Origin of the sequence: Cellulomonas chitinilytica (assembly GCF_016862675.1) — a bacterium.
GTDB lineage: Bacteria > Actinomycetota > Actinomycetes > Actinomycetales > Cellulomonadaceae > Cellulomonas > Cellulomonas chitinilytica.
Window position 1 is genome coordinate 177738 of sequence record NZ_BONK01000007.1, and the last position, 26046, is coordinate 203783.

At 75.3% G+C, this 26046-nt stretch carries 25 protein-coding genes; 10 read left to right on the forward strand and 15 right to left on the reverse strand.

Features of this window, described 5'->3' with window-relative positions:
- Window positions 1–58: 58 nt before the first annotated feature.
- The 9 genes from Cch01nite_RS11815 to Cch01nite_RS11855 form a co-directional block, all read right to left on the reverse strand.
- Window positions 59–2515 carry a carboxypeptidase regulatory-like domain-containing protein gene (locus Cch01nite_RS11815; protein ID WP_203754019.1) on the reverse strand — a complete coding sequence of 819 codons (2457 nt, stop codon included), beginning with the start codon at window positions 2513–2515 and terminating at the stop codon, window positions 59–61.
- A 154-nt stretch (window positions 2516–2669) separates the two neighbouring features.
- Window positions 2670–3338, reverse strand: coding sequence for an AIM24 family protein (locus Cch01nite_RS11820; RefSeq protein WP_203754022.1), 669 nt, complete (start codon window positions 3336–3338; stop codon window positions 2670–2672).
- Between the two features lie 94 nt (window positions 3339–3432).
- Window positions 3433–3864 carry a hypothetical protein gene (locus Cch01nite_RS11825; RefSeq protein WP_203754025.1) on the reverse strand — a complete coding sequence of 144 codons (432 nt, stop codon included), beginning with the start codon at window positions 3862–3864 and terminating at the stop codon, window positions 3433–3435.
- A complete protein-coding gene (locus Cch01nite_RS11830) occupies window positions 3861–6278 on the reverse strand; it encodes a polymorphic toxin type 15 domain-containing protein (protein ID WP_203754042.1) in 2418 nt (805 codons plus the stop codon). The genes Cch01nite_RS11825 and Cch01nite_RS11830 overlap by 4 nt, the downstream gene beginning before the upstream one ends.
- Before the next feature lie 10 nt (window positions 6279–6288).
- Window positions 6289–6654, reverse strand: coding sequence for a DUF6507 family protein (locus Cch01nite_RS11835; RefSeq protein ID WP_203754045.1), 366 nt, complete (start codon window positions 6652–6654; stop codon window positions 6289–6291).
- Window positions 6655–6667: 13 nt separating this feature from the next.
- Window positions 6668–7003: a hypothetical protein gene (locus Cch01nite_RS11840; protein ID WP_203754060.1), complete on the reverse strand. Its 336-nt coding sequence runs from the start codon at window positions 7001–7003 to the stop codon at window positions 6668–6670.
- Complete coding sequence (locus tag Cch01nite_RS11845) at window positions 7003–8025, reverse strand: DUF6177 family protein (RefSeq protein WP_203754063.1); 1023 nt, start codon at window positions 8023–8025, stop codon at window positions 7003–7005. The genes Cch01nite_RS11840 and Cch01nite_RS11845 overlap by 1 nt, the downstream gene beginning before the upstream one ends.
- 2 nt (window positions 8026–8027) lie before the next feature.
- A complete protein-coding gene (locus tag Cch01nite_RS11850; protein ID WP_203754066.1) occupies window positions 8028–8336 on the reverse strand; it encodes a hypothetical protein in 309 nt (102 codons plus the stop codon).
- Window positions 8337–8350: 14 nt separating this feature from the next.
- Window positions 8351–8692, reverse strand: a complete 342-nt coding sequence (locus tag Cch01nite_RS11855; protein ID WP_203754069.1) for a hypothetical protein — start codon at window positions 8690–8692, stop codon at window positions 8351–8353.
- Between the two features lie 309 nt (window positions 8693–9001).
- Here Cch01nite_RS11855 and Cch01nite_RS11860 point away from each other — a divergent pair, with 309 nt between their 5' ends.
- The 10 genes from Cch01nite_RS11860 to Cch01nite_RS11905 all read left to right on the forward strand — a co-directional run bounded on the left by Cch01nite_RS11860 (window position 9002) and on the right by Cch01nite_RS11905 (window position 20315).
- The gene (locus Cch01nite_RS11860) at window positions 9002–9553 is read left to right on the forward strand and encodes a T6SS immunity protein Tdi1 domain-containing protein (RefSeq protein WP_203754084.1); all 552 of its coding nucleotides are present in this window, start codon (window positions 9002–9004) and stop codon (window positions 9551–9553) included.
- Window positions 9550–10374 carry an FHA domain-containing protein gene (locus tag Cch01nite_RS11865; protein ID WP_203754087.1) on the forward strand — a complete coding sequence of 275 codons (825 nt, stop codon included), beginning with the start codon at window positions 9550–9552 and terminating at the stop codon, window positions 10372–10374. The genes Cch01nite_RS11860 and Cch01nite_RS11865 overlap by 4 nt, the downstream gene beginning before the upstream one ends.
- Entirely contained in the window at window positions 10371–10880 is a 510-nt protein-coding gene (locus Cch01nite_RS11870) for a hypothetical protein (RefSeq protein ID WP_203754090.1), read from the forward strand. The genes Cch01nite_RS11865 and Cch01nite_RS11870 overlap by 4 nt, the downstream gene beginning before the upstream one ends.
- A complete protein-coding gene (locus tag Cch01nite_RS11875) occupies window positions 10877–12190 on the forward strand; it encodes an EsaB/YukD family protein (RefSeq protein ID WP_203754091.1) in 1314 nt (437 codons plus the stop codon). Before Cch01nite_RS11870 ends, Cch01nite_RS11875 begins: the two co-directional genes overlap by 4 nt.
- Complete coding sequence (locus Cch01nite_RS11880) at window positions 12190–13035, forward strand: hypothetical protein (RefSeq protein WP_203754094.1); 846 nt, start codon at window positions 12190–12192, stop codon at window positions 13033–13035. The genes Cch01nite_RS11875 and Cch01nite_RS11880 overlap by 1 nt, the downstream gene beginning before the upstream one ends.
- The gene (gene eccCa / locus Cch01nite_RS11885; protein ID WP_203754113.1) at window positions 13032–16943 is read left to right on the forward strand and encodes a type VII secretion protein EccCa; all 3912 of its coding nucleotides are present in this window, start codon (window positions 13032–13034) and stop codon (window positions 16941–16943) included. Before Cch01nite_RS11880 ends, eccCa begins: the two co-directional genes overlap by 4 nt.
- Window positions 16940–17488, forward strand: a complete 549-nt coding sequence (locus Cch01nite_RS11890; RefSeq protein ID WP_203754116.1) for a hypothetical protein — start codon at window positions 16940–16942, stop codon at window positions 17486–17488. Before eccCa ends, Cch01nite_RS11890 begins: the two co-directional genes overlap by 4 nt.
- A gap of 89 nt (window positions 17489–17577) precedes the next feature.
- On the forward strand, window positions 17578–17943 hold the full coding sequence (locus Cch01nite_RS11895) for a hypothetical protein (RefSeq protein WP_203754119.1): 366 nt from the start codon (window positions 17578–17580) through the stop codon (window positions 17941–17943).
- A gap of 31 nt (window positions 17944–17974) precedes the next feature.
- Complete coding sequence (locus Cch01nite_RS11900; RefSeq protein WP_203754122.1) at window positions 17975–18910, forward strand: hypothetical protein; 936 nt, start codon at window positions 17975–17977, stop codon at window positions 18908–18910.
- Between the two features lie 82 nt (window positions 18911–18992).
- Window positions 18993–20315 carry an FAD-binding oxidoreductase gene (locus Cch01nite_RS11905; RefSeq protein ID WP_203754125.1) on the forward strand — a complete coding sequence of 441 codons (1323 nt, stop codon included), beginning with the start codon at window positions 18993–18995 and terminating at the stop codon, window positions 20313–20315.
- A 31-nt stretch (window positions 20316–20346) separates the two neighbouring features.
- Here Cch01nite_RS11905 and Cch01nite_RS11910 read toward each other — a convergent pair whose 3' ends face one another.
- From Cch01nite_RS11910 to Cch01nite_RS11935, 6 genes are read right to left on the reverse strand one after another with little or no spacing between them, the layout of a single operon-like run.
- Window positions 20347–20694, reverse strand: coding sequence for a hypothetical protein (locus tag Cch01nite_RS11910; RefSeq protein ID WP_203754128.1), 348 nt, complete (start codon window positions 20692–20694; stop codon window positions 20347–20349).
- Window positions 20691–22601 carry an NAD+ synthase gene (locus Cch01nite_RS11915; protein WP_203754131.1) on the reverse strand — a complete coding sequence of 637 codons (1911 nt, stop codon included), beginning with the start codon at window positions 22599–22601 and terminating at the stop codon, window positions 20691–20693. The genes Cch01nite_RS11910 and Cch01nite_RS11915 overlap by 4 nt, the downstream gene beginning before the upstream one ends.
- Entirely contained in the window at window positions 22598–23443 is an 846-nt protein-coding gene (locus Cch01nite_RS11920) for an NUDIX hydrolase (RefSeq protein ID WP_203754134.1), read from the reverse strand. The genes Cch01nite_RS11915 and Cch01nite_RS11920 overlap by 4 nt, the downstream gene beginning before the upstream one ends.
- Entirely contained in the window at window positions 23440–24042 is a 603-nt protein-coding gene (locus tag Cch01nite_RS11925; protein WP_203754137.1) for an isochorismatase family protein, read from the reverse strand. The genes Cch01nite_RS11920 and Cch01nite_RS11925 overlap by 4 nt, the downstream gene beginning before the upstream one ends.
- Window positions 24039–24623: a 5' nucleotidase, NT5C type gene (locus Cch01nite_RS11930; RefSeq protein ID WP_203754140.1), complete on the reverse strand. Its 585-nt coding sequence runs from the start codon at window positions 24621–24623 to the stop codon at window positions 24039–24041. The genes Cch01nite_RS11925 and Cch01nite_RS11930 overlap by 4 nt, the downstream gene beginning before the upstream one ends.
- Window positions 24620–25954, reverse strand: coding sequence for a nicotinate phosphoribosyltransferase (locus Cch01nite_RS11935; protein WP_373309927.1), 1335 nt, complete (start codon window positions 25952–25954; stop codon window positions 24620–24622). The genes Cch01nite_RS11930 and Cch01nite_RS11935 overlap by 4 nt, the downstream gene beginning before the upstream one ends.
- Window positions 25955–26046: the final 92 nt, after the last annotated feature.

A 26046-nucleotide genomic window follows, 5' to 3' on the forward strand; every position in this document is an offset into this window, starting at 1 on the left:
GGGCGACGGCCGACGCCGCGGCGCGGGTCCCGGCTGGGGCCCGCACCGCGGTGCCGGGTCACTTGTGCGGGAGGACTCCCGCACCCGGGACGGGTCCGAGCACGGGCGACCGCAGCACCGGAGGCGCGAGGTACGTGAACCGCACGGAGGTCGCCGACCGGCCGTTCGGCGTCGTCACCGTCACGGGCACGGCACCCGCCGTGTGCTTGGGCACGACGACCGTCAGCAGCGTGCTGCTCAGGACCGCGACCTTGGTGGTCGTGGTGCTCCCGAAGCTCACCGTCGTCTTGCTCTTCACGAAGTTCTTGCCGGTGAGGATCGTCAGCGTCCCGCCGCCCGTCAGGCCGAGGTTCGGCAGGGCGCACCGCACGACGGGCAGCGGCCCGGTCGGCGGCGCCGTCACCGTGTGGGCGACCTGCGCGGACGACGCACCGAACGTGGCGTCCCCGGCGAAGCTCGCCGCGACGGTGTGCGACCCCGCCGCGAGGGCCGACGAGCGGAACGTCGCCGACCCGCCCGCGAGGGGGACGGTCACCGCGGCGCCGCCGTCGACGACGAACGAGACGGAGCCGGTCGGAGCCGGGCCCGCGCTGGTGACCGTCGCCGTGAACGCCGCGGCCGCGCCGGTGGACGTCGGTCCCGTCGGGCCGGCGAGCGCCAGGCTCGTCGCGACCTTCTCGTACGTGAACGTGGCGGGTGCGCTCGCGCGGCCCTGCGTCGTGACGACCACGTCGACCGGCCCGGCGGCGTGGGCCGGCGCGGTCGCGACGAGGGACGTCGGCCCGGCGGACGTGACGTCCGCCGCGACACCGCCGAACGTCACCGTGCTGCCCGCCCCGAACCCGCTGCCCGTGAGGGTCACCTGCCGGCCGCCCAGGACGGTGCCCGAGGCCGGTGCCACCGACGTGATCGCCGGGGCCGCCGGTCCTGCCGGGCCTGGCACGTAGTCGACCATGGACACGCCGCCGGTGTAGGTGGAGTCCCCGACGTAGGTCACGTCGACCCACGGGTACGTGCCGTGGTCGAACGCCTCGAAGGTCAGCGTCGCGTGCCCCGAGGCGTCGAGGTCGGCGTCGGCGTAGACGGCCTCCTGCGCGACGGTGCTGCCCACCCACACCGATCCCGTCGGAACACCCTGGCCACCGGTCACGGTGACGTCGATCGTGAAGGGCTCGCCGAGCACGGGCGGGTGCGCGGGCGTCGCGACGACCGTCGCCGCGGCGGAGCCCTTCGCGCCGGTGGTGATCCCGATGCCGTCGACGGACGCGCCGGCAGCCAGCACGACCGGCGTGGCCTGGCTCGCCCGCGTCGTGCCGGGGGTGGCGGCGTAGTAGGTGCGCACGGTCGCCACGGGGTGCGACGCCGAGGCGGACACCCGGTAGGTGCCCGGCGGCAGGAGGTTGATGTCGAACGAGCCGTCGGCCTCGGAGTACACGCCGTTCCCGCCGTCCTCCGACCGTGCCTCCACGAACGCCCCGGCCAGCGGTGCGCCGTCGGGGCCGCGGACGATGCCGGAGACCGTGGCGCCGGCGATCAGCGTCAGGTCGTCGAGCTGCGCGGTCGAGGCGTCGGCGACGTGCACGACCTCGGCGTCGTCCCACCGGGTCGTGCCCGGGTAGAAGAGGCCGACGAGGTTCGCCCCCCAGTCCGACTGGGCGTTCACGGTGTAGTCGCCGTCGGGCAGGCCCGTGATCGTGTACCCGCCGTCGGCGCCCGTCGTCGCGCCGCCGCCGTCACCGGTGCCCGTGGACGCGAACACCTCGATGCCGGCGCGCGGTGTGCCGTCCGGCGCGAGGACCCGCCCGGAGATCGTGCCGCCGCGCGCGAGGACCGCGTCGTGCAGCGTGGTCGACGCGCCGGGAGCGAGCGTGACCACTGTCTGCGTGTCCGCGGTCCGGGCGTCGTCGTACAGCTCCGACACCCAGGCCGAGCCGTAGGGCGCGGTGAAGGAGATGCGCCAGTCCCCGGGGCGCAGGCGGCCGGCGCTGTAGGTGCCGTCGGCGCCGGTCGTGGCGAACGAGTACACGAACGCCGCCGACGACAGCTGCACCGAGACACCGGGCACCGGGTTGCCGTCCGCGTCCACGACCCGCCCGGCGATCGTCGCGGCGCGGTCGAGCACGGCGTCGATCCCCGTGACGTCGGCCGCGCCGACCGTGACGCGCGTCGGGTTCCAGGAGCCGGTGTCGTCGTACGTCTCGCCGAGCAGCGGGCTGCCGGACGGCGGCGTGAACGTGACCGCGTACGAGCCCGGGTTGAGGTTCGGCACCGTGTAGTGACCGGCGGCGTCCGTCGTGGCGGGGCCGCCGAACCCGGGCGGAGGCGACACCGAGACGCTCACGCCCTGCGCCGGTGCGCCCGTGTCGTCCGTGACCGTCCCGGACAGCGAGAACGCCGTCGGGGCGTCGTCGGCGAGGGCGCCGGAGGGCACCAGCGCGCCGACGCCCAGCAGGGTCGCGATCGTGGTCAGACGTGCGAGGCGGCGGACCGCGGCACGGGACGTGAGCAGCAGCATGCGAGGGCCTTCGGCTCGACGAGCGCCCCACGACGGTCCCGGGGCGGGGGAAATGTACCGGTTCGACCAGGGATCCCGAGGCCCGTTTCGCGAAGATTCACCTGCTCGGACGCGCTCCTCGCGAGCCCGACCCCGTGAGGGACGCGGGACCGGCTCAGCCCGACACGACCGGATGCCCCTCCGAGGCCTGCACGACGACGAACCCCTGCCCGGTGAACCCGAGCTGGTACGCCTCGCCCGAGCCGCGCCCGACGACCGCCCCGAGCTTGGCCGTCTTGCGGACGGTCGAGGTCAGCGACCGGGACCACAGCACGGCCGACTGCATGTCCACGAACGTCGGGACGTCCACCTGGAGCACCACGGGCGTCCCGTGCGCCGTGACCGCGAGCGCCCCGGAGCCCGTGAACGTCGTGTTGAACAGCCCGCCGCTCAGCATCGACGCACCCTCGACCCGGTTGATGTCCCAGGTCAGCGTGCTCTCGAAGGCCAGGATGTTGGACCCGTTCACGGTGACGGACTCGTTGTCGAGCTCGACGACGAACACCTGGTCGGCGTCCTGCGCGAGGAACACGTCACCGCTGCCGGAGACCTTCATCAGGGACATGCCCTCACCGGTGAACGCCTTCTTGAACATCTTGGAGACGCCACCCGAGCCCTGGTACGCGAAGTCGACGTCCCCCTGGTACGCGACCATCGACCCCTGCTTGGCGTAGAAGAACCCGCCCGTGCCGGCGAGGTCGACCTTGAGCATCTTGTCGTTCTGCAGGACGAACCGTCCGGGCTCCGTCGACCGCTCCGCGTTCTGCATCAGTGTGCTGCGCATGGCGACGACGCTAGCGGCGCGACGGCCGGCGGCCCAGGCTTCCTCGCGGCGTCGGTCAGGCGTCGGTCAGGCTCCGGGCTCGAGGGCGGCAGGGTCAGCGGGGCTCGTTCGCCGCCGCACCTGACAGCGCCAGGGCAGGCGCGGTGAAGCCGACGTCGGCGAACGGTCCCAGGACGACGCGGCGGGACTCCGGGGGCACCCGGTCGCCGGCCGCGATCACCAGCGCTGCCGCGATGACGTCGGTCTGCAGCGAGATGAAGCGTGCCCAGTGGTCCGGGAACAGCTCGCTCGACAGCCCGAGGCTGAGGTACGCGTCGTTGGCCGCCTTGTCGACGGCGGACTCGACGGCCGCTCCCAGTCCGGGCTCGAGCGTGCTGAACACCTTCCGCCGGCCGGGCACCCCCTCGTCGAGACGGGCGAGGTAGCGCTGCCAGTCCTCCTGGGTCGAGCTGCGCACCTCCTGCACGAACTTCTCGACGAGCTCCGCGTGCTCACCCAGCTTCGACGCCACGGTCACGCGGCTCACACCCCTCCTCGGACCAGGTTCAACAGGTTCAGCTTCACGTTGAGCCGGATGTCGCCGAGCAGCTCCTTCGGGATGCCCATCTCGGCGAGCTGTTCTGCGATACCGGTACGCAGGACGCCGGCCCGTGTGGTCTTCGGCCACTGCGCCCCGATCGACATGTTGACATTGCCGTCGCCCATGCCGGTGAACTGGTCGGGATCCCCACCGGCCCGCTGGTCGGGCCCGTGCAGCGGGTGCTGGTCGCGCATGGCCGCAGTGGCCTGGTCGAGGGCCTGCGCCCGCGTGAGGCCGTGCTCGGCCTGCAGCCGGTCGGCGAGGAGATCGATCTGCTGCGCGCGGTACACGTCCTGGTTGTCCAGACGCAGGAAGTTGTCGAACCGCTCGGCCCACCCGCCGACGGCCATCTGGTTCAGCGCGCGCTCCTGCAGGTCGAGCTGCCGTTCGAACTCGACGAGGTCGTGGTTCAGGTCCCGGCGCTTGAACGTGATCTCCACGGGATCGCTGAGCCGCAGGACGCCGTCGTCGTTGATGAGCGTCCCGTTGTCGACGTACCGGCGCAGCGGCTCCGGGATGACGTCCGGGTCGAGCAGCCGTCCGCTGTTCGTCAGGCCCGACGGCGACGGGACGTCGGGGTTCACGGTGCCGACGTTGCCGTGCTCGCCTCGCGGTGTCCCGTCGTAGTGCGGGTGCGACGGGTCGTACTGGGGGTCGTTCCAGTGCTCGGGGGGCACCTGCGTGACGTCGGGCCGGCCGTCGGGCAGATGTCCGCCGGTCCACTCGGGGGCGTGGCCGCCCGTCGTCGGCTCGTGCGGTGTCGTCGTCCCGTCCGTCCCCGTCCCGGTGCCCGAGTGCGGGTCGTGGACCGTGCCCGGAGCGCCCGTCGTGGTCGTGTCGACGTGCGGCACGGTCGCGCCCGGGGCGCCGCCCGCGCTCGGCGCGTCCACGTGCGGCACGGTGGCGCCCGGTGCGCGCGACGGCGGGGTGACGTCGGGGACGCCCCCGCCGCGCGGCCCGAAGGCGGCGTCGCTCAGCGGGGTGTGCGGGCGCACGGGGTTCGGGGTGGCGTGTCCGGCGTCGATCATCGCGGCGAAGAGCCCTCCGGGGCTGAGCCGCACCCCGCCGGCGCCGGCGACGGCGAGCTGGTTGCCGCGCATCCCGGCGAGGATGTCCTCGAGGTTGAAGCTCTTGACGGCGACCTTGAGGCCGACGATCACCTTGACGCCGCCCTTGACGACCCACGACCCGCCCTGCACGGCGAACTCCGAGATGCCACCGGTGATCCGTGCGAGCTTCGCGCCGATGCTCGCGGCCTTCAGCCCGCCGGAGACCTCGCCGGCGCCGGGGATGAACAGGGTGCCGATGTTGAGCACGGTGCCCGTCCCGGTGGCGACGCCGTCCTCCTTCCAGGCGTGCCAGCCGTCCTTCGCGTTCGGGTCCCACCCGATGAGGCTGCCGCCGGCGTTGCGCAGCGTGACCGCGCGGTCGTACATGAAGTCGGTGAACCCGTTCTGCTGACCCGCGGCGCCCATCCCGATCGCGACCCACGCCGCCGGGGAGCCCATCAGCGCGAGCGAGCCGACGAGGTCGCCGAGCCCGCCCCAGGACTGCCCGTACGCGTCGCCGCTGAACCAGTCGCCGGTCTCCGGGTTGTAGCCCACGACGAGCATGCCGAGGCCCTGGACGAGCCCCTTGCCCCACTCGTACGCGCCGTGGCCGACGGACTCGCGGCAGTTGCGGTCCTCGATCGCGGGGCTGCCCCACGGCATCTCGACGTCGGCCTGCGTGAACGCCTCGGCGGGGATGGCCTCGACCGTCGCGACGCACATGTTGGTGACGAGCCCGTTGACGGAGTTCGCGCACGTGGACGCGGCCGTGGAGATGTCGGCGAGGATGCGGCTGTACTCCTCGAGCAGGTCGTTGTTCTTCTCGACGGTGTCGCCGTCCTCGTTCCACGGCACCTTCACGCGCCGCTCGTCGACGCCGGGAACCCAGTCGAACGCCCACGCCATGTGGTCGCCGAAGCTCGCGTCCGCGGAGTCGGACGCGTCGACCCACACCCCGTCGACGACGGACGCGCGGAACTCGCGCGCGCGACGCTCCAGGTCGGCCAGGCGCGGCTTGATGCCCGCGAGGGCGCCCGCGTACGTGTCGAGGTGCTTGGCGGCGTCGCCGAACCGCGACCTCAGGTCCGAGGCGGACGTCACCGCCGGGCCCATGACGGCGAAGACCTTCTCCTGCTCCGGCGCGCGGTAGCAGCCGGCCAGCCGGTCCCACGTGGTCTTCACGTCGCCCGTCTTCTCGTCGACCGCGTTCCCCATGGACCGCAGCGACGACGCGGACGCGGTGACCTGCGACGGGTCGAGGTCCGCGGACTTCGCCGGGAACTTGGACGGGTCGATCAGTGCTCCGGTCATGGGCGCCCCCTCAGCCCTTGTACCCGTGCTCGACGAAGTACGTGAAGTCGCCGGTCTCCGCCGCCTTGACGAGCTGCGTCTGGTACGAGCCCGCCATCTCCTCCTGGCCGTTGTTGTACGCGATGACCGCGTTCGCGACGCCCAGGGTCCCGGCGCTGATCCGGTTGCCGATGTTCGTGAGGTTGCGCGACTGGTCGCTCAGCACCGCGTTCACGGCGGCGGCGACGTCGCCGGTCAGCGGGCCGCCCCACACGAGCCCGTCGAGCACGGCCTGGAACTTGGCCTCGGTGAGCTCCTTGCCCAGCTCCTCCGCTGTCGACTGCACGTCGGTGAGGACCGACTGCACGTCGGCCGGCTGGATGCTCCACCGTGTCATCGCGGCACTCCTCTCAGACCCGATCCTTGACGACGCCACCCACAGCGGCGGCGACGGCCTCGGCCAGCGCGCGTCCGGGGGCGGTGTCGCCGAACGGGATGGTGATGTCGGTCCACAGGCCGAACGACGCGGGCGGGTCGACCACCGCGGCGGCCGCCTGGGTGGGGTCGAGCACCGGTCGGGACGGGTACACCTGCAGGACGGCGCGCCCGTCGACGTCGACGACCTGCCTGATCAGGCCGTCGTGGTAGTCGAGGTACGACCCGTCGGGGTGGGTCTCGGCGGCGGCGCGCACGATCGTGTCCGCGGTCGGTGCCACGTCGCTGAGCAGCACGAGCTCGGTGGGCATCAGACCTCCTGACCGAGTCCCGCGACGGCGGCGATGCGCTCCGCGCCGACGTCGTACGCGAACGCCAGGAGCTGCGCCCACAGGCCCACGTCCGGGTCGCTGAACCGCACGACGACCGCGGGGGAGCGGCCCGAGCCGAGGACGCTGACGTCGTGCCGCTCGGTGAGCGACACCAGGTCGAGCTCCAGGTCGTACACCGCGCGCGGCCCGATCAGCACCGCGAGCGGCGCCTCGGGGTACTTCGCGGTCGTGGTCTGCGACGGGCCCGCGTCGAAGTGGGCGAGCGAGACGAACCCGATGGTCGGCCGGAAGCGCTCCGCGACGGCGGTGAGGGCCCCGGACGCGCGTCCCACGGGGTCGGCGAGGTGCCGCGGGTACGGGCCGAGGACGACGCCGCCCTTCGCCTGCTCCAGCACGCCGTGCCGGGTCCGCGCAGCGGAGACGTCGACGAACGACCCGTCGGGCGCCCATGCGTGCAGCGCCGCCGTGACCGGCATGCCGGCCCTGGCCGCCGCCGTCACGGCGGGGACGCTCCACGGCTCGAGCAGCGGCTCGTGCGGACCCCACAGCGTCAGGTCCGCGCCGCCGAGCGACGTGACCGTGGCCTGCGCGAGGTCGCCGACGGTCGTCGACTCCGCCGCCCGCGAGTGCGCGTAGACGTCGAACATCAGCACCCCGACGCCGTCGGGGGCGGCCCGGTCGTACCCGGCGAGCCGGTCGCGGTCCGTGCCGGAGCGGCGCCACAGGTCCTCGAACGCGTCGATCCGGTAGCCCGACAGCCCGTCGAACACCCCGTGGTCCGTGCGCACGGCCCAGTGGCCGCCCGCCCGGCGCAGGGCGAGCGACACCGCCGGGCTGAGCGACGCTCCGTCGAGCGTCACGAGCACCGGGCGCAGCTGGTCGGTGACGGCGACGTCGAGGAACGTCGCCAGGGGTGCGGTCAGCAGCACGTGCCGCGTCTGCGCAGCCCAGGCGACGTACTCCTCGGTCCACTCGTCCGCCACGGGGTGGACGACGTGCATGGTCAGCCCGGGATGTACGAGGCGGCGCGCTGCAGCGAGCGGCGGGCGATCTCGTCGTTGTCGGCCAGCGAGGCGCGGATCGCGGTGATGATGCCGCGCACCTCGGTGCCGGCGGCGTTCCACTGCGCCTCGACCCCGGCGTACTGGTCGGAGACCCCGTCCGCCTGGTAGACGGCCAGGGCGGCCTTGACGTCCTGGTCACGGCGGGCGAGGGCGGCCTCCAGGGCGGCGGCGGCCCGCTCGAAGTTCGCCTGCGCGGACTGCGAGGACGCGATGTCGAAGTCGTTGCGGTCGATCTGGTTGCTCGTCATCTGTGTCAGCCCCCTCAGCGCGGCGCGAACTTGGTGGTGTCGGCGCCCGCGAAGTCCGCGGCACCCTCGGCCGAGCTGTGCGCGTCGGCGCCCTCGTCGGCGGCCGTGACGAACGCGAGGTTCTGCCCCGCGATCGACTCGGTGATCCCGACCAGCGCGTTGCTCAACGTCGCGGCGACCTCGTCGGTGCGGGACTTGAACGAGTTGAACGCCGCCTTCGCGGTCCCGTTGAACGTGCCCTCCAGCGGCTCGGCGGCCTCGACCAGGTTGCGCACCAGCTGCGCCAGGTCGTCGGACTCGGTCGACGTCTTGCGGCCGAGCACCTGCAGCGCGTCGGCCTCCATCGCGAACTTCATGGGTCCCCCTACGTCTGCGGCGTGGCCGATCGGGGACGGCCACGGTCGATTCGTCCCGATGCTAGGGGCCGCCGGACGAGGTCGCCAGGGCGTTCTCACGGTTCGCCCCGGGCCCGTCGCGGCCCGACGCCTACGGATTCCGCACCTCATCAGGAGTGACGCAGGCCACAGGTGGGCGGGCAGATTCACCCGCTTCGACCGCATCGCGTCGCCGGGACGCGACGAAATCCGCAGACCGGCCCACGGCGGGGTCCGTGTCGGCCTCTCGCGGTAGCGTCGTGCCGTCCCACGGGGGTCGACGGAGGGCAGATGCCGACGTTCACGCAGTTCACGACAGTGGCGCCGATCGCGGACGAGACGATCCAGCGGTACGCGGGCCGCGTGCCGGATCCGGTCCTCGCGGCCTGGCGCGAGCACGGGGCCGGGCTCGCCGGCGACGGCTACGTCCGTCTGCTGGACCCGGACCACGCCCGCGAGATGCTCGACGGCGTCCTCGGCATGCCCGAGGCCGCCGTCCCGGTGTTCGCGACGGCGCTGGCGGACCTCGTGCTGTGGATCGAGCCGCTGTTCCACGTGGTCCGGTTCCGGTGGGGGATCGTCGAGACCCTGCACTTCGACGCCGCGCTGCTGCTCGCGGACCTGCAGAAGGACGAGGTGCTCGACGGCGTCCTCGAGCGCGGGCCGTACACGCAGGCCGTCGGCCGGCTCGGCGTGCCGGGCATCGACGAGTGCTTCGGGTACGTCCCGCTGCTCGCGCTCGGCGGCACCACCGATGCCGCGCGCCTCGACCGTGGCGGGCTCTGGGAGCACCTCGCGGTGATCATGCAGCTCGCCGGACCGCCGAGGCCCCGGCCGGCATGACGGCACCCCAGGGGGCGTTCGCCGCGGTGGACGAGGCACCCGACCTCGCGCGCAGGTCGGGTGGTACGCGGGCGCCCGTGCCCGTCGACCTCGGCGCCTTCGCCCCCGCGGGCGGCGCGGGGCGGGCCTGGCCGCTGCTCGACGCGGTGCTCCTCGTCGTCGTGCCCGTCGCGCTGGGCCTGACGACCGTCCTCTGGCTCGGTGCGGCGGCCCTGGTCGTCGCGGTGCCCGCCGGCGGCGCGGGACTGCTGCGGACCGGCCGGACACCCGCCCAGCGGCTGCTCGGCCTGCGGACCGTGGCCCGCGCGACGGCGCTCCCGCCGACCGTCCGGTCCCTGCTCGCCGCCGACGTCGTCACCGTCGACGTGCGCCACGGCGGCGACCCGCTCCGGTTCGAGCCCCGCCCGACGGCCGTCCCGCCCGCACCGCCGCCGGCCCTGTCCGTCGACCCGTGGGCCGCGACCGGCGAGCACGCCGGGCACGTCGTCCTCCTGCTCGACGACGGCGCGGTCGTGCCCGTGCCCGCCCCGACCGTGCTCGGCCGCAACCCCGCGCCGTCGCGCCCCGACGGGCTCGCCGTCCGGGTCACCGACCTCAGCCGCACGCTGTCCCGCAGCCACGTCGAGGTCGCGCCGCACCCGGCCGGGCTGCAGGTCACCGACCTGGGGTCCGCCAACGGGACGGCCGTCGCCCTGCCGGGCGGCGCGTTCGAGGTGCTCGTCCCGGGCGCCACCGCCGTGGTCCCCGTGGGCGGACGGCTCGCGATCGGGGACCGCACGATCGTGGTCGCGGACCGGTCCGCCGTCGAGGTGGCGCCGTGATCGACCGCGACCAGGTCCTGCTCGAGTCGACGGCGACCCACCGGGAACGCGTCGCCGCCGCCCTGCTGTTCGGCCCGCTCGACGAGCGCCGCAAGGCGCCGACGAACGTCAAGCGGTTCGTCGTGTCGGTCGTGCTCGCGGCCGTCGCGTGCGTCGGCTGCCTGGGCTTCTCGTTCGTCGTGGGCCTGCTCGACGACCGTCGCCAGGAGCAGGCCGTCGCGTCGCTCACGGCCGCCATGGCGGCGAACCCGCTGCCCGAGACCGAGAGCCTCGTCACCGACCCCGGGACCGGCTTCCTGCGCGACACCGGGACCGGCGAGCTCGTGGACCCCCGGACCGGGTTCCCCGTCGACGAGGACACCGGGTACGTCCGGACGCCCGACGGCCGCTGGCAGGACCCGAGGACCGGCTGGTTCGTCGACCCCGCCACCGGGTACCTCACCGACCCTGCCAGCGGCGTGACCGTCGACCCCGAGACGATGACCGTGGTGAAGGAGGACCAGTGAGCGGCGGCTACACGCGGTTGACGGTGCAGGGGGCGCACCGCAAGGCCGAGGTCGTGGTGCCCGACGACGAGGCGGTCGCCGCGCTGCTCCCGTCGATCCTCGAGCTCCTCGCGGAGGACCGGCTGGCCGGCGCGCGGCCCGTGACGCTCGTCGACGTGCTCGGCCGGCAGGTCGACGCGACACGCAGCCTCGCCGAGCAGGAGGTCGGCCAGGGCTCGCTGCTGCGGGTCGTGCGGGTCGACCAGGCGCCCCCGCCGCCCGAGGTCGCCGACGTCACCGACGTCGTCGCCGGGGCGCAGGACGCCCGCGCCGACCGCTGGCGGCCCGTGTGGGGACGGGTCGTCGCCGCCGTCGTCGCGGGCGGTGCCGCCTGGACGGCGGCCGTGGTCGCGACGGCCGACCTCGGTGCGGGCGTCGGCGTCGTGGGCGGTGCCGCGGCCGTCGCCGTGCTGCTCGCGACGCTCGTGGCCCGGGCGGGTGCGACCGGCCCCGCGGTGGTCCTCGGCACGTCGGCCGTCGGCGCGGGGGTGGGGCTCGCGCCCGAGATGGCCCGCGAGACGGTCGACCGGGCGCCGGGCAGCACGGCGCTGCTCATGTGGGCGGCCCTGTGCCTCGCGGTGGCGCTGATCGCCGGCGTGGGGCTGCGCCGCACGGCCGCCGCGGTCGGGGCGCTCACGGGCGTCGTCCTCGTGGTCGTCGCCCTGGTGCTGGTGCCGCCGGCCGGTCCCGCGGGCGCGGCCGGTGTCGTGGCCGTCCTGGGCACGCTCGTCCTCGGCCTGCTGCCCGGTGTCGCGATGACCCTCAGCGGGCTCAACGGGCTCGACGACCGGGTCGTCGCCGGCCGCCGGCCCACCCGGGAGCGCGTCGCGGGTGCGGTCGACGAGACGTACCGGGCGCTCACCTGGTCGACCGTCGCGACGGCCGGCGTCGTCGCCGTGACCGGCTGGGTGCTCGCCGTCGACCGCGGCACGTGGTCGTCGTGGCTGGCCGTCGCGGTCGTGCTGCTCGTCGTCCTGCGCGCCCGCGTCCTGCCGCTCGTGCCGCAGCGCCTGGCCTTGTGGGCGGCTGCCGGAGTGATCGGGCTCGGGTGGGTGGTCGCCCGGGCCGCGGACCAGCCCGAGGCGGTCGTCGTCGGCGCGGTCGTCCTGGTGGCCGTCGCCGCCCTGGTCGCCGGGGTCGTCCCCGCGCCGCCGCTCGCCGCCCGGCTGCGTCGTGGCGCGTCCGTCGTCGAGCTCGTGGCCGTCCTCGCCACCGTCCCGCTCCTGCTGGCGATGGTCGGCGTGTTCGACGACCTGCTGGGGACGTTCTGATGGCGTGGCCCGGATCCGCGGGGGTGCTCGACCACGTGCTCGCCTCGGCCGTGCCGGACCGCGCCCGTGAGCTCGTCGTGCTCGACCGCGCCGTGCGCGCACCGCTGCCGCTGAGCACCCGCGTCGGGGTCGTGGGCGTGTCCGCCGGGGTGGGCTGCTCGGTCGTCGCCGGCCTCGTCGCGTCGGCGCTCGCGGCGCGCCGGCCGCACCGGGTGCTCGCGGTCAACGCCTCGGCGGGCGGGCGGTCGCTGCTCTGGCACGCCGGGGCCACGACGGTCGAGCCGGCCCTGCCGGCGGACGACGAGGCCCGGCGCGGGGCCCGGACGGGCGCGGAGGCCGTCGAGGGGCTCGCCCGGACGGGCGGCGGGCTGCACTGCCTCGACCTCGCCGTCGACGGCGCTCCGGTGCCGGACGCGCGGTGGTGGGAGGCGCTCGGGCCGGCCGGCCGGTTCTTCGACGTGATCGTCACCGACTGGGGTGCCCGCAGCGCCGCACGGTCCGGGGCGGTCGGGGCGTCCAGCTCGGTCGTGTGCGTCGTCGCGGAGGCCGAGCGCTCGTCGTGGCAGCACGGCACGGACCTCGTGGGCCGGGTCGCCGCCGACGGGGTGCCCGCCGTGCTCGCCGTGAGCGCGGTCCGGGGGCGTCCGGCGGCGTGGTGCGCGGAGGCGGCCCGGCTCTCGCGCGTGCCGGTCGTCGTGGTGCCGCACGACCGGGCCCACGGCGCCGCGGCACCCGTGCCGGCCGCGCGGCTGCGCGCCGCGACCGGGGTCGCCGTGCTGCGGCTCGCCGCAGCGGTGGTGTCCGTGGCCGGCGCCGCCGTGGGTCCGGCCGGGGTGGCGTCATGACCGTCACCGTGGTGCACCGCCCGACCCGCTCGACGGTCCCGCTCGCCCCGCCGCCGGACCGTACGCTCGCCCCGCCGCCGCCGCAGGAGGACGACCGCGGGTCCCGGACGCCGCTGCAGTTCCTGCTGCCCGTGGTGGGTGCGATGTCGTCCGTCGTGATGATGGTCGTGCTGCGCAACGGGCAGCCGCTGTTCCTCGTCGTCGCGGCGCTCGTGTTCGTCGTCGCGATCATCGGCGGGGTCGGGTTCGCGCTCACGGCGCGGGGGCGGGCCGCGCGCGGGGCCCGGGAACGGCGGGAGGCGTACCTCGACTACCTGGAGCGGCTGCGGGCCGAGCTGGCCCGCGAGGCGACGCAGGCACGCACCCGCGCGACGACGCTGCACCCCGAGCCCGCGGTGCTCACCGACGTCGCCCGCGACCCGTCGCGGGTGTGGGAACGGCGGCGGCGCGACGGTGACTTCCTCGCGGTCCGGGTCGGCACGGGGGCCGTCCCGTGGTTCGACCTCACGGTCCCGCCGCCCGAGTCGCCCGTGCAGCCGCACGACCCGCTGATGGCCGCCGAGGTGGGGCTCGTCGTCGAGCAGTTCGCGCACGTCGACGCGATGCCCGTGACCGTCGACCTGCGCCGTGCGGGGGTCGTCGCCGTCGTCGGCGACCGCGCGCGGACGGTGCCGCTCGTACGGGCGCTCCTGCTGCAGCTCGCCGCCGCGCACAGCCCCGACGACGTGCTGCTGGCGGCCGCGTACCCGGCGGAGCGCGCTGCCGACTGGTCGGGGTTCGACCTGCTGCCGCACGTCGCCGACCTCGACGCGTTCGACGGGCCCGTACCCGCCCGGCGGGTCGCCCCGGACCTGGCCGCCCTGTCGCGGGTGCTGTCCCGCACGCTCGCCGACCGGGCGCAGCAGGCGCGCGCGTCACGCCGCACCGGGGGCGAGGGGACGCCCGCGTCGCGGCTCGTCGTCGTCGACGACGCGCACGGCCGCCGCGCGCAGCGGCTGCCCGTCCCCGCCGCGGACGCGCGAGCCCTCGGCGTGAGCGTCGTGCACCTGCTCGACGACCGGCTCGACGAGCCCGACGACGTCGACGTGCGCATCGTGCTGGACGACGACGGCGCCCTGCTCGTGCAGGCGCCGGGCACGCCCGCCACGACCGAGATGCGCCTCGACCCGGACGGCGTGCCGGGGCCGGTGTTCACGGCCGTCGCCCGCGTGCTCGCGGCGCTGCGGACCGCGCAGGTCACCGCGCCCGACGAGGAGGACGACCGCACCCCGTCGGTGCACGACCTGCTCGGCATCGAGGGGCCGCAGACGCTCGACCCGGGCACGCTGTGGGCGCCGCGCGACGAGGCCGACTTCCTGCGGGTGCCGTTCGCGTGGGACGACAGCGGCGCCCCGGTGCACCTCGACCTCAAGGAGTCCGCGCAGCTCGGCATGGGGCCGCACGGCATCTGCGTCGGCGCGACCGGGTCCGGCAAGTCGGAGATGCTCCGGACGCTGCTGCTCGCGCTCGCCCTCACCCACCCGCCCGAGGACCTCGCGATGATCCTCGTCGACTACAAGGGCGGGGCCGCGTTCGCGCCGCTCGCGCCGCTGCCGCACCTCGCGGGCCTCATGGACAACCTCGCGGACGACCCGCAGCTCACGACGCGCGCCCGGGCGTCGATCACCGGCGAGGTCGTCCGGCGGCAGCGGCAGCTCAAGGACGCCGGCTCGCTGCCGTCCATCACGGCGTACCGGCGGCTGCGCGCCACGGAGCGGCCCGACCTGCCGCCGCTGCCGCACCTGTTCGTCGTCATCGACGAGTTCGGCGAGCTGCTCACCGCGGAGCCCGAGTTCGTCGACCTGTTCCTGCAGATCGGCCGCATCGGCCGGTCCATCGGCGTGCACCTGCTGCTGTCCAGCCAGCGGGTCGAGGCCGGCAAGCTCCGCGGGCTCGACACGTACCTGTCGTACCGGCTCGGGCTGCGCACGTTCAGCGAGGCGGAGTCGCAGGTGGTGCTCAGCACCGCCGACGCCTACCACCTGCCGTCGCTGCCCGGGTACGGGTACCTCAAGGTCGACACCAGCGTGTACACGCGGTTCCGCGCCGGGTACGTGTCGGGTCCCGCGGGCCGTGCCGAGGCGCCGCCGGTGGGGCCGGGGGGCAAGGTGCTCGTGCTCCCGACGTTCAACGGGATGCGGGGCAGGCGGGTCGCGGACGACCGCCCCTCGTCGCCCGACGAGGGCCCGTCGCTCGTCACCGAGGTGGTCCGCCGGCTGCGCACCCCCGAGCGGGCCGTCGCACCGGTGTGGCTGCCGCCGCTGCCGGACCGGGTGGGGCTCGGGGCGGTCGTCGACCAGGCGCAGCGGTCCGCGGGCGGGCTGTCCGTCGTCATGGGCCTGCTCGACGACCCGGCGCGGCAGTCGCAGGAGGCGTGGCGGCTCGACCTCACGCGGGCCGGTGGTCACGTCGCCGTCATCGGCGCGCCGCAGTCGGGTCGCACAACGGTGCTCCGCACGCTGGCCGTGTCGCTCGCGCTCACGGCGACGCCCCGGCAGGTCGCGATCTACGGCATGGACCTCACCGGTGGCGGGCTGGCGCGCATCGAGGGCCTCCCGCACGTCGGCGGTGTCGCGACCCGCTCGCACCGGGAGCGGCTCGTCCGGCTCGTCGAGGAGCTCACCGGGATGCTCGCCGCCCGCGAGCACGCGTTCCGCACGCACGGCATCGACTCCGTCGCGCAGCTGCGCGCCCGGCACGCCGAGGGCCGGGTGCCCGAGCTCGCGGCGGCGGACGTCGTGGTGCTCGTCGACGGGTACGGGCAGCTCCGCACCGACTTCCCCGAGCTGGAGGACGCGTTCGTCGCCGTCATGCAGCGCGCCGCGACGTTCGGCATCCACCTGGTGCTCGGCCTGACCCGGTGGAGCGACCTGCGGATGGCCCACCAGTCGCTCGTCGGCACCCGGGTCGAGCTGCGGCTCAACGACCCCGCGGAGTCGAGCGTCGACCGCAAGCTCTCGGCGACGATCTCGCCCGACACACCGGGCCGGGTGCTGCTCGACGACAAGCGGTTCGCGCACGTCGCGCTTCCGGTGCTCGACGTCGTGCCCGACGACGAGGTCGGCGAGGAGCTCGAACGGCTCGCCGAGCGCACGGCCGCGTCGTGGTCCGGCCCGGGCGCGGCGCCGATCCGCCTGCTGCCCGGCGTGGTGCACCCGGGCGACCTGCCGGACCGGTTCGACGAGCCCGACACCGTCCCCATCGGCCTGCGTCAGGACACCATGGACGCCGCGCTGTGGGAGCTGCTCGCCGACGACCAGCACCTGCTCGTGCTGGGCGACGCCCGGTCCGGCAAGTCGACGCTCCTGCGCACGATCGCGGCCGGGCTGCAGGACCGGTTCACGTCCGACGAGGTGACGATCGCCGTCGTCGACGTGCGTGGGCACGTCCCGGCGGTCGTCGGGGACGAGTACCTCGCCGCCCACGCCCGCACCGCGCAGCACGCCCGTGGGCTCGCGACGTCGATCGCCGCCGAGCTCGACAAGCGGCCGGGCCGCGACCCGGCGACCCGCGCGAAGGAGCCGCGCATCGTCCTGCTCGTCGACGACCACGACGTGGTCGCGGCGGGCGGCGCCGACCCGCTCGAGCCGCTGCTGCCGTACCTGCCGAGCGCGCGCGACCTCAAGCTGCACCTCGTCGTGACCCGCCCGGTCGCCGGGGCCGGGCGCGCGCTCTACACCCGGTCGCTGCAGGTCACCCGCGACACCGGCGGGTCGACGCTGGTGCTGTCCGGGGAACGGTCGGAGGGGCCGCTCGTCGGCCGGGTGCACGCCGAGCGGTTCCCGCCCGGCCGGGGCCGCTTCGTCCGGCGCGGCACCAACCCGTTCATCGTCCAGGTCGCGCAGACGCCCCTGCCGGAGGACGGATGAGGACCGTCGTCGTCGCCGGGACGGCCGGCGGGGTCGGCGCCACCACGCTCGTCGCCCTCGCCCACACCGGGCTGCGGGGCACGGCGGCGGGGGCGCCGTGGGTGCTCGGCCCCGACGGCGGGGACACGGGTGCCCGGTCGCGGTGCGTCGAGACGACGGCCCTGGACACGGGTGCGGCGATCTGGGACGCGGGCGTGCTGCGGGCCGACGCCACGCTCGCCCAGCTCGTCACGCCCGATCTCGCCGTCGCGGTCGTCGCGCCGTCCACGCCGCGCGGCATCGCGGACGCCGGGACCGTGCTGGAGGCGCTGGGCGAGGCCGACCCGGCGCTGGCCGCCCGGTCGTGCCTCGTCCTCACCGAGGTCCACGGCCGCCCCCTGCGCGTGCCGCCCGCCCCGCACGAGCACGTCCTGCGCGTGCCGTTCGACCCCGCGCTCGCCGCTCCCGGTCCGCTCGCCGACGACGCTGCGCTGCGGTCCGCGACGCGGCGAGGCGTCGAGGTGTGGCGGGCGTGGGTCGCGGACGCGGTGGGCCGACGGGCCTGACGTCCCGTCGGACGCGTCGCGGTCTTCGGTAGCGTCGTCACGACCACCACCCGCCCACCACCACCCGCCCGGACGACAGGACTCCCGACGTGCGTTCGCCGCAGCTCCGCCGGTCCGCGCCGACGCTCGCGTGGGCCCTGGTGCTGCTCGTCGGCGGGGTGGTGGTGTGGGGTGCCGCCCGGGAGGCGAACCTGCGCAGCGCGGTGCTCGACCCGTCGTTCGGCGGTGAGCCCGGCACCCCGTGGCTGGTGATCGGGGGAGTCGTGGTGCTGGTCGGGCTCGCCCTGCTGGTGGTCGGGCTGGTGCGCCTGTTCGCGCCCGTGGACGCCGCATCCGTGGCCTCCGACGTCGCCCCCGAGCTGGCCCCCGACGCGGCCCCCGACCTGGCCCCCGACCTCGCCCCCGACGCGGCCCCCGACGCGGCCCCCGACCGTGAGGCGCAGCGCAGCCGGTGAGCGTGTCGGTGCGCCGTCCTACGCTCCACGCATGGACGTCACCGCCTGGCTCCTGGACTCCGACCCGGCGATCCGCTGGCAGGTCCTGCGGGACGTGCTCGACGCGCCGCCCGACGAGGTCGCGGCGGAACGGTCCCGCGTCGCGACCGAGGGCTGGGGCGCGCGTCTCCTCGCCGAGCAGGCCGACGACGGGCTGTGGGACGGCGGTACGTACCGGCCCGGCTGGGCCGACGAGCGCCGTCCGTTCTTCGACGCCTGGACCGCGACGCACTTCTCCCTCCAGCAGCTCACCGAGCTGGGCCTCGACCCGTCCGCACCGCAGGCGCGGCGCGCGGTCGACCTGGTCCGCGCGCACGTCCGCTGGGAGCACGCGGGTGAGCCCTACTTCGACGGCGAGACCGAGCCGTGCATCAACGGGGTGGCGCTCGCCGTGGCGGCGTACTTCGGCCAGCGCGGCGACCGCATCGCCGACACCCTCGTGGGCAGCCGGCTGCACGACGGCGGCTGGAACTGCTGGGCCGAGTCGGGCGCGGCGGTCTCGTCGTTCCACTCGACCGTCTGCACGGTCGAGGGTCTGCTCGCCTGGGAGCACGCGGGCGGCTCGTCCGACGCGGTCGCGGACGCCCGCCGCACGGGGGAGGAGTACCTGCTCGAGCGGGGGCTGTACCGGCGGCTGTCCGACGGCACCGTCGCCGACCCCCGGATGACGATGCTCTCGTTCCCGGTCCGCTGGTTCCACGACGTGCTGCGCGGCCTCGACCACTTCCGCGTCGCCGACCGGCGTGACCCGCGCCTGGCCGACGCCGTCGCGCTGGTGCGGTCCAAGGCCGACGCGGACGGCCGGTGGCCGCTCGAGAACGTGCACGAGGGACCGACCCTGTTCGGCTTCGGCGACACCGAGGGGGAGCCGAGCCGCTGGCTGACCCTGCGGGCCCTGCGCGTGCTGCGCTGGTGGGACGCGGCCTGAGCGTCGGCGAGCGTGGGCGAGCGCCGGTGAGCACGGACGGCATCCCTTGCCGGACCGCGCGCCGGACGCCAGAGTCAGGGGCATGCCCGTGGCCGGAGCACTGCCTGCCAGGTTCGACGGCGACGTCCTCGTGGCCGGCTCGCCCGGGTACGACGAGGCCCGCACCGTCTGGAACGGGACGGTCGACCGCCGCCCCCGGTACGTGGTGCGGTGCGCGGGCCCGCAGGACGTGCGCATGGCGGTGCGGGTGGCTCAGGAGGTCGGGCTCCCGCTGGGCGTGCGGTGCGGGGGTCACAGCGCTGCGGGTCATGCGGTGCCCGACGACGGGCTGATGATCGACCTCTCGCTGATGCGCAGCGTGGTCGTGGATCCCGGGGCCCGCACCGCGCACGTGGAGGGCGGGGCGCTGCTCGGTGCGCTCGACGCCGCCACGCAGCCGTACGGGCTCGCGACGACGGCGGGCATCGTGTCGCACACCGGCATCGGGGGTCTGGCGCTCGGCGGCGGCGTCGGCTGGCTGGCCCGGCACGTCGGCCTGACCTGCGACAACGCGCTCGGGTTCGACGTCGTGACGGCCCACGGCGACCTCGTGCGCGCGTCGGCCGAGGAACACCCGGACCTGTTCTGGGCGCTGCGGGGCGGTGGCGGCAACTTCGGTGTCGTCACCCGGTTCGACCTGGCGCTGCACGACGTCGGCACGCAGGCGCTCTCCGCCGAGGTGGACCTCGACCCGGCGACCGGCCTGCGTGCCCTGCGCGCCTGGCTCGCCGCGGCGCACGACCTGCCGACCCGTGCGACCGCGCACGCGACGGTCTGGGCCGGGGGGCCGCTCACCCTTGGGTTCGTCTGGGTCGGTCCGCCCGACGAGGCCGCCCCGCTGGTCCGGGCGCTGGAGGACCTCGGCCGGCCGGCGGACCCCCGCGTCGAGGCGATGACGTACGTCGACCTGCAACGACGTTCCGACGACGCCTCGGGGCACGGGTTCCGCCGCTACGGCAAGAACCACTACGTGTCCGACCTGCCCGACGCCGGCCTCGAGGCGTTCCTCGCCCACGCCGGAGCCGAGGCCGGCGTCGTGACCCTCACGACGTACGGCGGTGCCATCGCGCGGGTCGACCCGGCCGCGACCGCCTTCCCGCACCGCAGCACCCGGTTCGAGCTCGACGTCGGGGCACGGTGGGAGGACCCCGCGGACGATGAGCGCCTCGTCGCGGCCTGCCGGCGGACCGCCGCGGCGTTCGAGCCGTGGAGCATCGGCGCCTACGTCAACGCGACCGCCGAGGAGGGTCCTGCCGGGGTGCGCAAGGCGTACGGCGACGCCACCTACGCCCGGCTCCGGGAGGTCAAGCGGACCTGGGACCCGGACAACGTCTTCCGGCTGAACCAGAACGTCCCTCCGGCCTGACGTCGTCGCGCCGCGCGAGCGCCGGAGCCGGTCAGGCGGGGATCGCGAGCAGGACGCCCCCGAAGCACAGCACCACCGCCGCGACGGCGCGGACGACACCGAAGCCGACGCGTCGTCCGCGGCCGCCCGGGACGGCGGGTGCGTCGCTGCTCGGCCACGCGCACACGCCCGCGACCGCGAACGCGGCGGCGGACGCCACGGACCGCGGGCCGCCCGACGTCACCGCGACGACGAGCTCGGTGACGGCGAGCAGCCCGAGCACCAGGACCGCGCCGCGCACCCGGACGGTCACCCACGAGGCGGGGCGGGGCGTGGTGAACGGTGCCGGTGCCCCCGGGAGGGGGTCGGTCCCCGGCCGGGTGAGGTCGTCGTGGCTCATCGGGCCACCGTGCCGGACGACGGGGCGTGCGCGGACGAGCCCGCGAGGGCGGCGAGTGGTGCGGGTGCGGACGCCGTCGCGTGCGACCAGTGGCTCGCGACCGGCATCCGGCGGTCGCGGCCGAACGCGAGCCGGGACACCTTCACGCGCATCGGCACCTGGCGGCGCTTGAACTCGCTGCGGTCCACCAGGCCGAGCACCCGGTTCACGGTCGCGGCCGCCACCGTGGGGTCCCAGCCCTGCTCGACGAGCCCGGCGGCGAGCTCGTCGGCGGTCGCGTGCTCCTCGAGGAACGTCACGAGCAGCGCGTCGAGGACCTCGTACGGGGGCAGCGAGTCGCTGTCCTGCTGGCCGGGTGCGAGCTCCGCCGAGGCCGGCTTCGTCAGGGTCGACACCGGGATGGGCGGGACCTGGCCCGCCGCCGTCGCCTGCGCGTTGCGCCACCGGGCCAGCCCGTAGACGCCCGGCAGGACGGTGCCGTCGCGCAGCGTGACGGTCGTCTTGAGCAGGTCGCCGAGCGGGTTCGGGGTGGTGCCGCACGAGTCCCCGTAGAGCGTGAAGTAGCCGACCGCCGACTCGGAGCGGTTGCCCGTCGTGCACACCAGGGCGCCGGTGGCGTTCGCGAGGGTCATGAGCGTCGTGCCGCGCAGGCGCGCCTGCAGGTTCTCCCAGGCGACGGGGTGGCCGGTGCCGCCGACGGCGTCGGCGAGCAGCGCCCCGAGGGTCGCCTCCCGTTCGACGTACGGCGCCCCGATGGGGACGACGTCGAACCGGATCCCCAGGTGGGCCGCGAGCTCGGCGGCGTCCGTCACCGAGCCGTCCGAGCTGTACGGGCCGGGCATCCCGACGCCCCACACGGCGTCCGGGCCGAGGGCGTCGACGGCGACCACGGCGGCCAGCGCCGAGTCGATGCCGCCCGACAGGCCGAGCACGACCTTCGGCATCCCGACGCGACGGCAGTAGTCGCCGAACCCGGTGACCAGCGCGCGGTACACCTCGGCGTCTGCGTCCATCGGCTCGGCGACGGCCGGCGCGGCGACCGTGGTGCGCCACGGGTGCGTCGGGCCGAGGTCGACGAGGTCGCGCGTCACCGGTCGGGCGGGCGCGACGGGGACGTCGACGACGAGCTCGTCCGCCACGAACGCGGCGGCGCGCGCGAGCACCGTCCCGTCGGCGTCCACGACGAGCGAACCGCCGTCGTACACGAGGTCGTCCTGGCCGCCGACGGCGTTCACGTAGCCGAGGGGCACCCCTGCGGCGGCCGCGGCGGCACGCAGCTGCGCCAGGCGGAGCGCGGGCTTGCCGACGGTGTACGGCGAGGCGTTGAGCACGACGACGACCTGCGCGCCGGCGGCGGCGACCTCGGTCACCAGGTCGGTGTCCCACGCGTCCTCGCAGACGAGGACGCCGAGCACGACCGGGCCGTCCGGGGTCTCCAGGCGGTAGAGGGCCTGGTCCCGGACGCCGGCGCCGAAGTGGCGGGCGTCGTCGAACACGCTGTACGTGGGCAGCAGGTGCTTGGCGTGCGCGGCGGCGACGCGCCCGTCGTGCAGGAGCACGGCCGCGTTGCGCAGCGGTCGGGGGGTGGCGTCCGTCGTCCACGCCTGCGCGCGGGCGCCGCCCGCGGCGGGCAGGGCGGCGGCGGTCCACGGCGTGCCCACGAGGGAGACGGTCCGCGCGGCGTGGTCGGCGAGCGTGAGCGTGGCGGACTCGGCGGCGGCCACGAACGCCGGCTCGGCCAGCAGGTCCTCGCAGGGGTAGCCGGTGACGGTCATCTCGGGGGTCACGAGGACGTCGACGGTGGCCCGCTCCGCACGGCCCATCGCCTCCCGGACGGCCGCCGCGTTGCCGTCGAGGTCACCGACCCGCACCGGGAGCTGGGCGAGCAGGATGCGCAGGCGGGTCATCGGTTCTCCTCGTCGGGGCGCAGCGCGCCGGGTTCGTGGCGCGGGGCGCGGGGGTCGTGGCGCAGGGCGCGGGCGTCGTCGGGACGCATCAGCGGCGGGGTGAGGGTGCCCGGCCCGTCCTCGTCGGCCGTGTACAGCGCCGCGGGGCGGCCCGCACCGGCGGTGCGGCGTCGTGCGGTCCCCGACGTGGGGCGCACGAACCCGGTGGTGTCCTTGACCCAGCGGCGGAAGTTCGAGCGGTCCAGCCGGGTGCCCCACACGGCCTCGTACACGTGCTGGAGCTCGCCGAGCGTGAAGTGGTCCGCGACGAACGAGGTCGCCAGCGGGGTGTACTCGAACTTCGAGGCGACCCGGTCGACGGCGTCCGCGAGGATCCGCGCGTGGTCGAACGCGAGGGTGATCTCGGCGTCGGCGTGGCTGCCGCGCAGCCCGGGCAGGTCCAGGTCGTCGACGTCGCACCAGCGGGCGTTGCGCGCGTCGGAGCCGGGCGTGGGGTCGGGCAGGTTCGGCGCGAACGCGACGTGCGCGACGGACACGACGCGCATGCGGGGGTCGCGCCCGGGCGTGCCGTACGTGCCGAGCTGCTCGAGGTGCCCGGCGAACTGCTCCAGGCCGGTCTCCTCGTGCAGCTCGCGCCACGCGGCGTCGGGGATGTCCTCGTCGATGTCGACGAACCCGCCCGGCAGAGCCCACGCCCCGGCGTACGGGTCGTCGACGCGTTCGATGAGCAGCGCCTTGAGCGCGCCGTCGCGGACGGTGAACACCGCCAGGTCGACGGTCACCGCGAACGGCGGGTACGCGTGCGGGTCGTAGCCCTCGGGCGCCTGCGGGCCGGTCGTCATCGTGACTCCTCGAGGTGGATCCTGTGCTGGGCGAGCTGCGTCAGCGCCCGCACGGCGGTCGGGGCGGACACCGCGGCGGTCAGGTCCGTCAGGACGGACACCAGGGTGGCGCCCTTGCGACGGGCGTCCGTCGCGGTCGCGGCGACGCAGAAGTCGGTCGCCAGGCCGACGACGTCGACGTGCGCGACGTTGCGGGCCACGAGCAGCCGGCCCAGCGTCGCCTGCCCCGGCGGCGCGTCGACGACGCGCCCCTGGAAGCCCGAGTAGTCCTGCCGCGACTCGCCCTTGACGACGTGCACGGTCCGCTCGGGCAGCACGAGGTCGGGGTGGTACTCGGCACCGGCCGTGCCGGCGACGCAGTGCACCGGCCAGGTGGTCACGTAGTCGGGGCTGGTGCCGTCGGCGGCGAAGTGGCCGGCGTTGGTGTCGGGTAGCGGGGCGTGCCAGTCGCGGGTCGCGACGATCGTGTCGTACTGGTCGCCGCGCCGACGGAGGTAGTCGCTGATCCGGGCGGCGACGTCCGCTCCGCCGGCCACGGCCAGCGCGCCGCCCTCGCAGAAGTCGTTCTGCACGTCGACGACGATCAGTGCGCTCTTCATGCTGCTGCCCTCCCGAGGAGCGGTGTCAGGGTCTCGCGCCAGCCGGCCCACCCGGTGAGCCGGAACGGCGAGGGTGCGCCCTGGTTGTACGGGGCGTCGAACACGACGTGCCGCCAGGTCGGCGTCCAGTCGCCGTCGACGACCGGCTTGTCGTCGATGAGGATGTCGCCGCGCACGAGCGTCTTGTCCTTCGCGATGACGACCCGGCGCCCCCAGCCGTCGCCGAGCACGCGGTCGGCCCAGGCGATCTTGTCGGACGCGCAGGTGGGGTTCGTCAGGAGCGGGGCGGTGCAGATGCGCACGTCCCAGCCCTCGTCGAGCATCGCGTTCATCGCCTCCACCGCGCCGTCGAGCGGGTCGAGCGTGGCGAAGAAGCCCGGTGTCGTGGTGACGGCGTGGACGGCCTCGGTCCACTCGGCGTCGAGCTGGGTGTCGAGCCAGAACCGGGACGTGTCCGCGTCGGCCCGGGTGGGTCCGTGCGGGTAGCGGCGCTCGAACTCGGCCCAGAAGGCGGCCGTCAGGTCGGCCTGGACGCCGTCCATGTCGACGAGGACCAGCGGTGGGGTTCCCGTGAGGTTCATGCGGTGGCTCCGATCAGGTGGCTGAGGGGGGTGGGGTCGGCGACGAGGCGTGGGGCGCCGGGGGCGAGCGACAGGTCGAGGGCGGTGAGCTCGGCCTTCGCGCCGCGGTGGTGGGCGCGGATCTCGTCGAGGGTCGGCTCGTGCACGACGTGCCCGCCGCGGACCACGGCCACCTGCAGCGCGCGTCCGAGGCCGGCTTCCGGGGCGCCGGGCAGGTGGCGCACGACGACGACCTCCTGCGTCGCGTACCCGTCGTGGTCCAGCGCGCGGTACGCGACCTTGCGGCCGCCGACGCTGCCCTTGCTCGCGGCCTTCTTCGCGACGGGGCGCAGCGGGGCGAGCGGGCCGGCCTCGTCGGCGACGGCGACGAGCTTGTAGACCATGCCGGCGGTCGGGTGGCCGGAACCGCCGACGAGCCGGGTGCCCGCGCCGTAGGTGTCGACCGGCGCGTCGGCCAGCTCCGCGATGCTGTGCTCGTCGAGGTCGGAGGTGACGGCGATCCTCGTCGTGGTCGCACCGAGCTCGTCGAGCAGGGCGCGCGCCCGCCTCGCCTCGTCGGCCAGGTCGCCCGAGTCGATGCGGACGGCTCCGAGCTCGGGTCCGGCCGCGGCGACGGCGTGGCGGATGCCCTGCGCGGTGTCGTACGTGTCGACGAGGAGGGTGGTGCCGGTGCCGAGGGCGGCCACCTGCGAGGCGAACGCCGCCGGCTCGTCGGTGTGGCCGAGGGTGAACGCGTGCGCGGCGGTGCCGCGGGTCGGCACGCCGTACCGGAACCCGGCCTGCAGGTTGCTCGTCGCGTCGAAGCCGACGAGGTAGGCGGCCCGCGCGGCGGCGACGGCGGCCTGCTCGTGGGTGCGGCGGCTGCCCATCTCCAGCAGGGTCCGGCCGCGGGCGGCGCTGACCATGCGGGCGGCGGCCGAGGCGATCGCGGTGTCGTGGTTGAGGATCGACAGGATCAGGGTCTCCAGGACGACGCACTCGGCGAACGTGCCCGAGACGGTGAGCACGGGGCTGTGGGGGAAGTAGATCTCGCCCTCGCGGTAGGCGTCGATGCTCCCGGTGAACCGGTACCCGGCGAGGAAGTCGGCGGTGCGCCGGTCGACGACGCCGGTGTCGAGCAGCCAGGCCACCTGCTCGGCGTCGAACCGGAGGTCGCGGATCGCCTCGACGACGCGGCCGAGTCCGGCGACGACGCCGTAGCGGCGTCCGTCGGGCAGCCGGCGGGCGAACGCCTCGAAGACGGCCTGGTGGTGGGCCGTGCCGTCGGCGAGCGCCGCGCGGAGCATCGTGAGCTCGTAGTGGTCCGTGAGCAGCGCCGTCGTTGTGGTCATGTTGACCATAATGCACGCCCGCGAGGATCGGCGCAGCAGTTTCTGGTCAGACTGACCATTAATACGAAGTGACCTGCGTCACACCGGTGCCG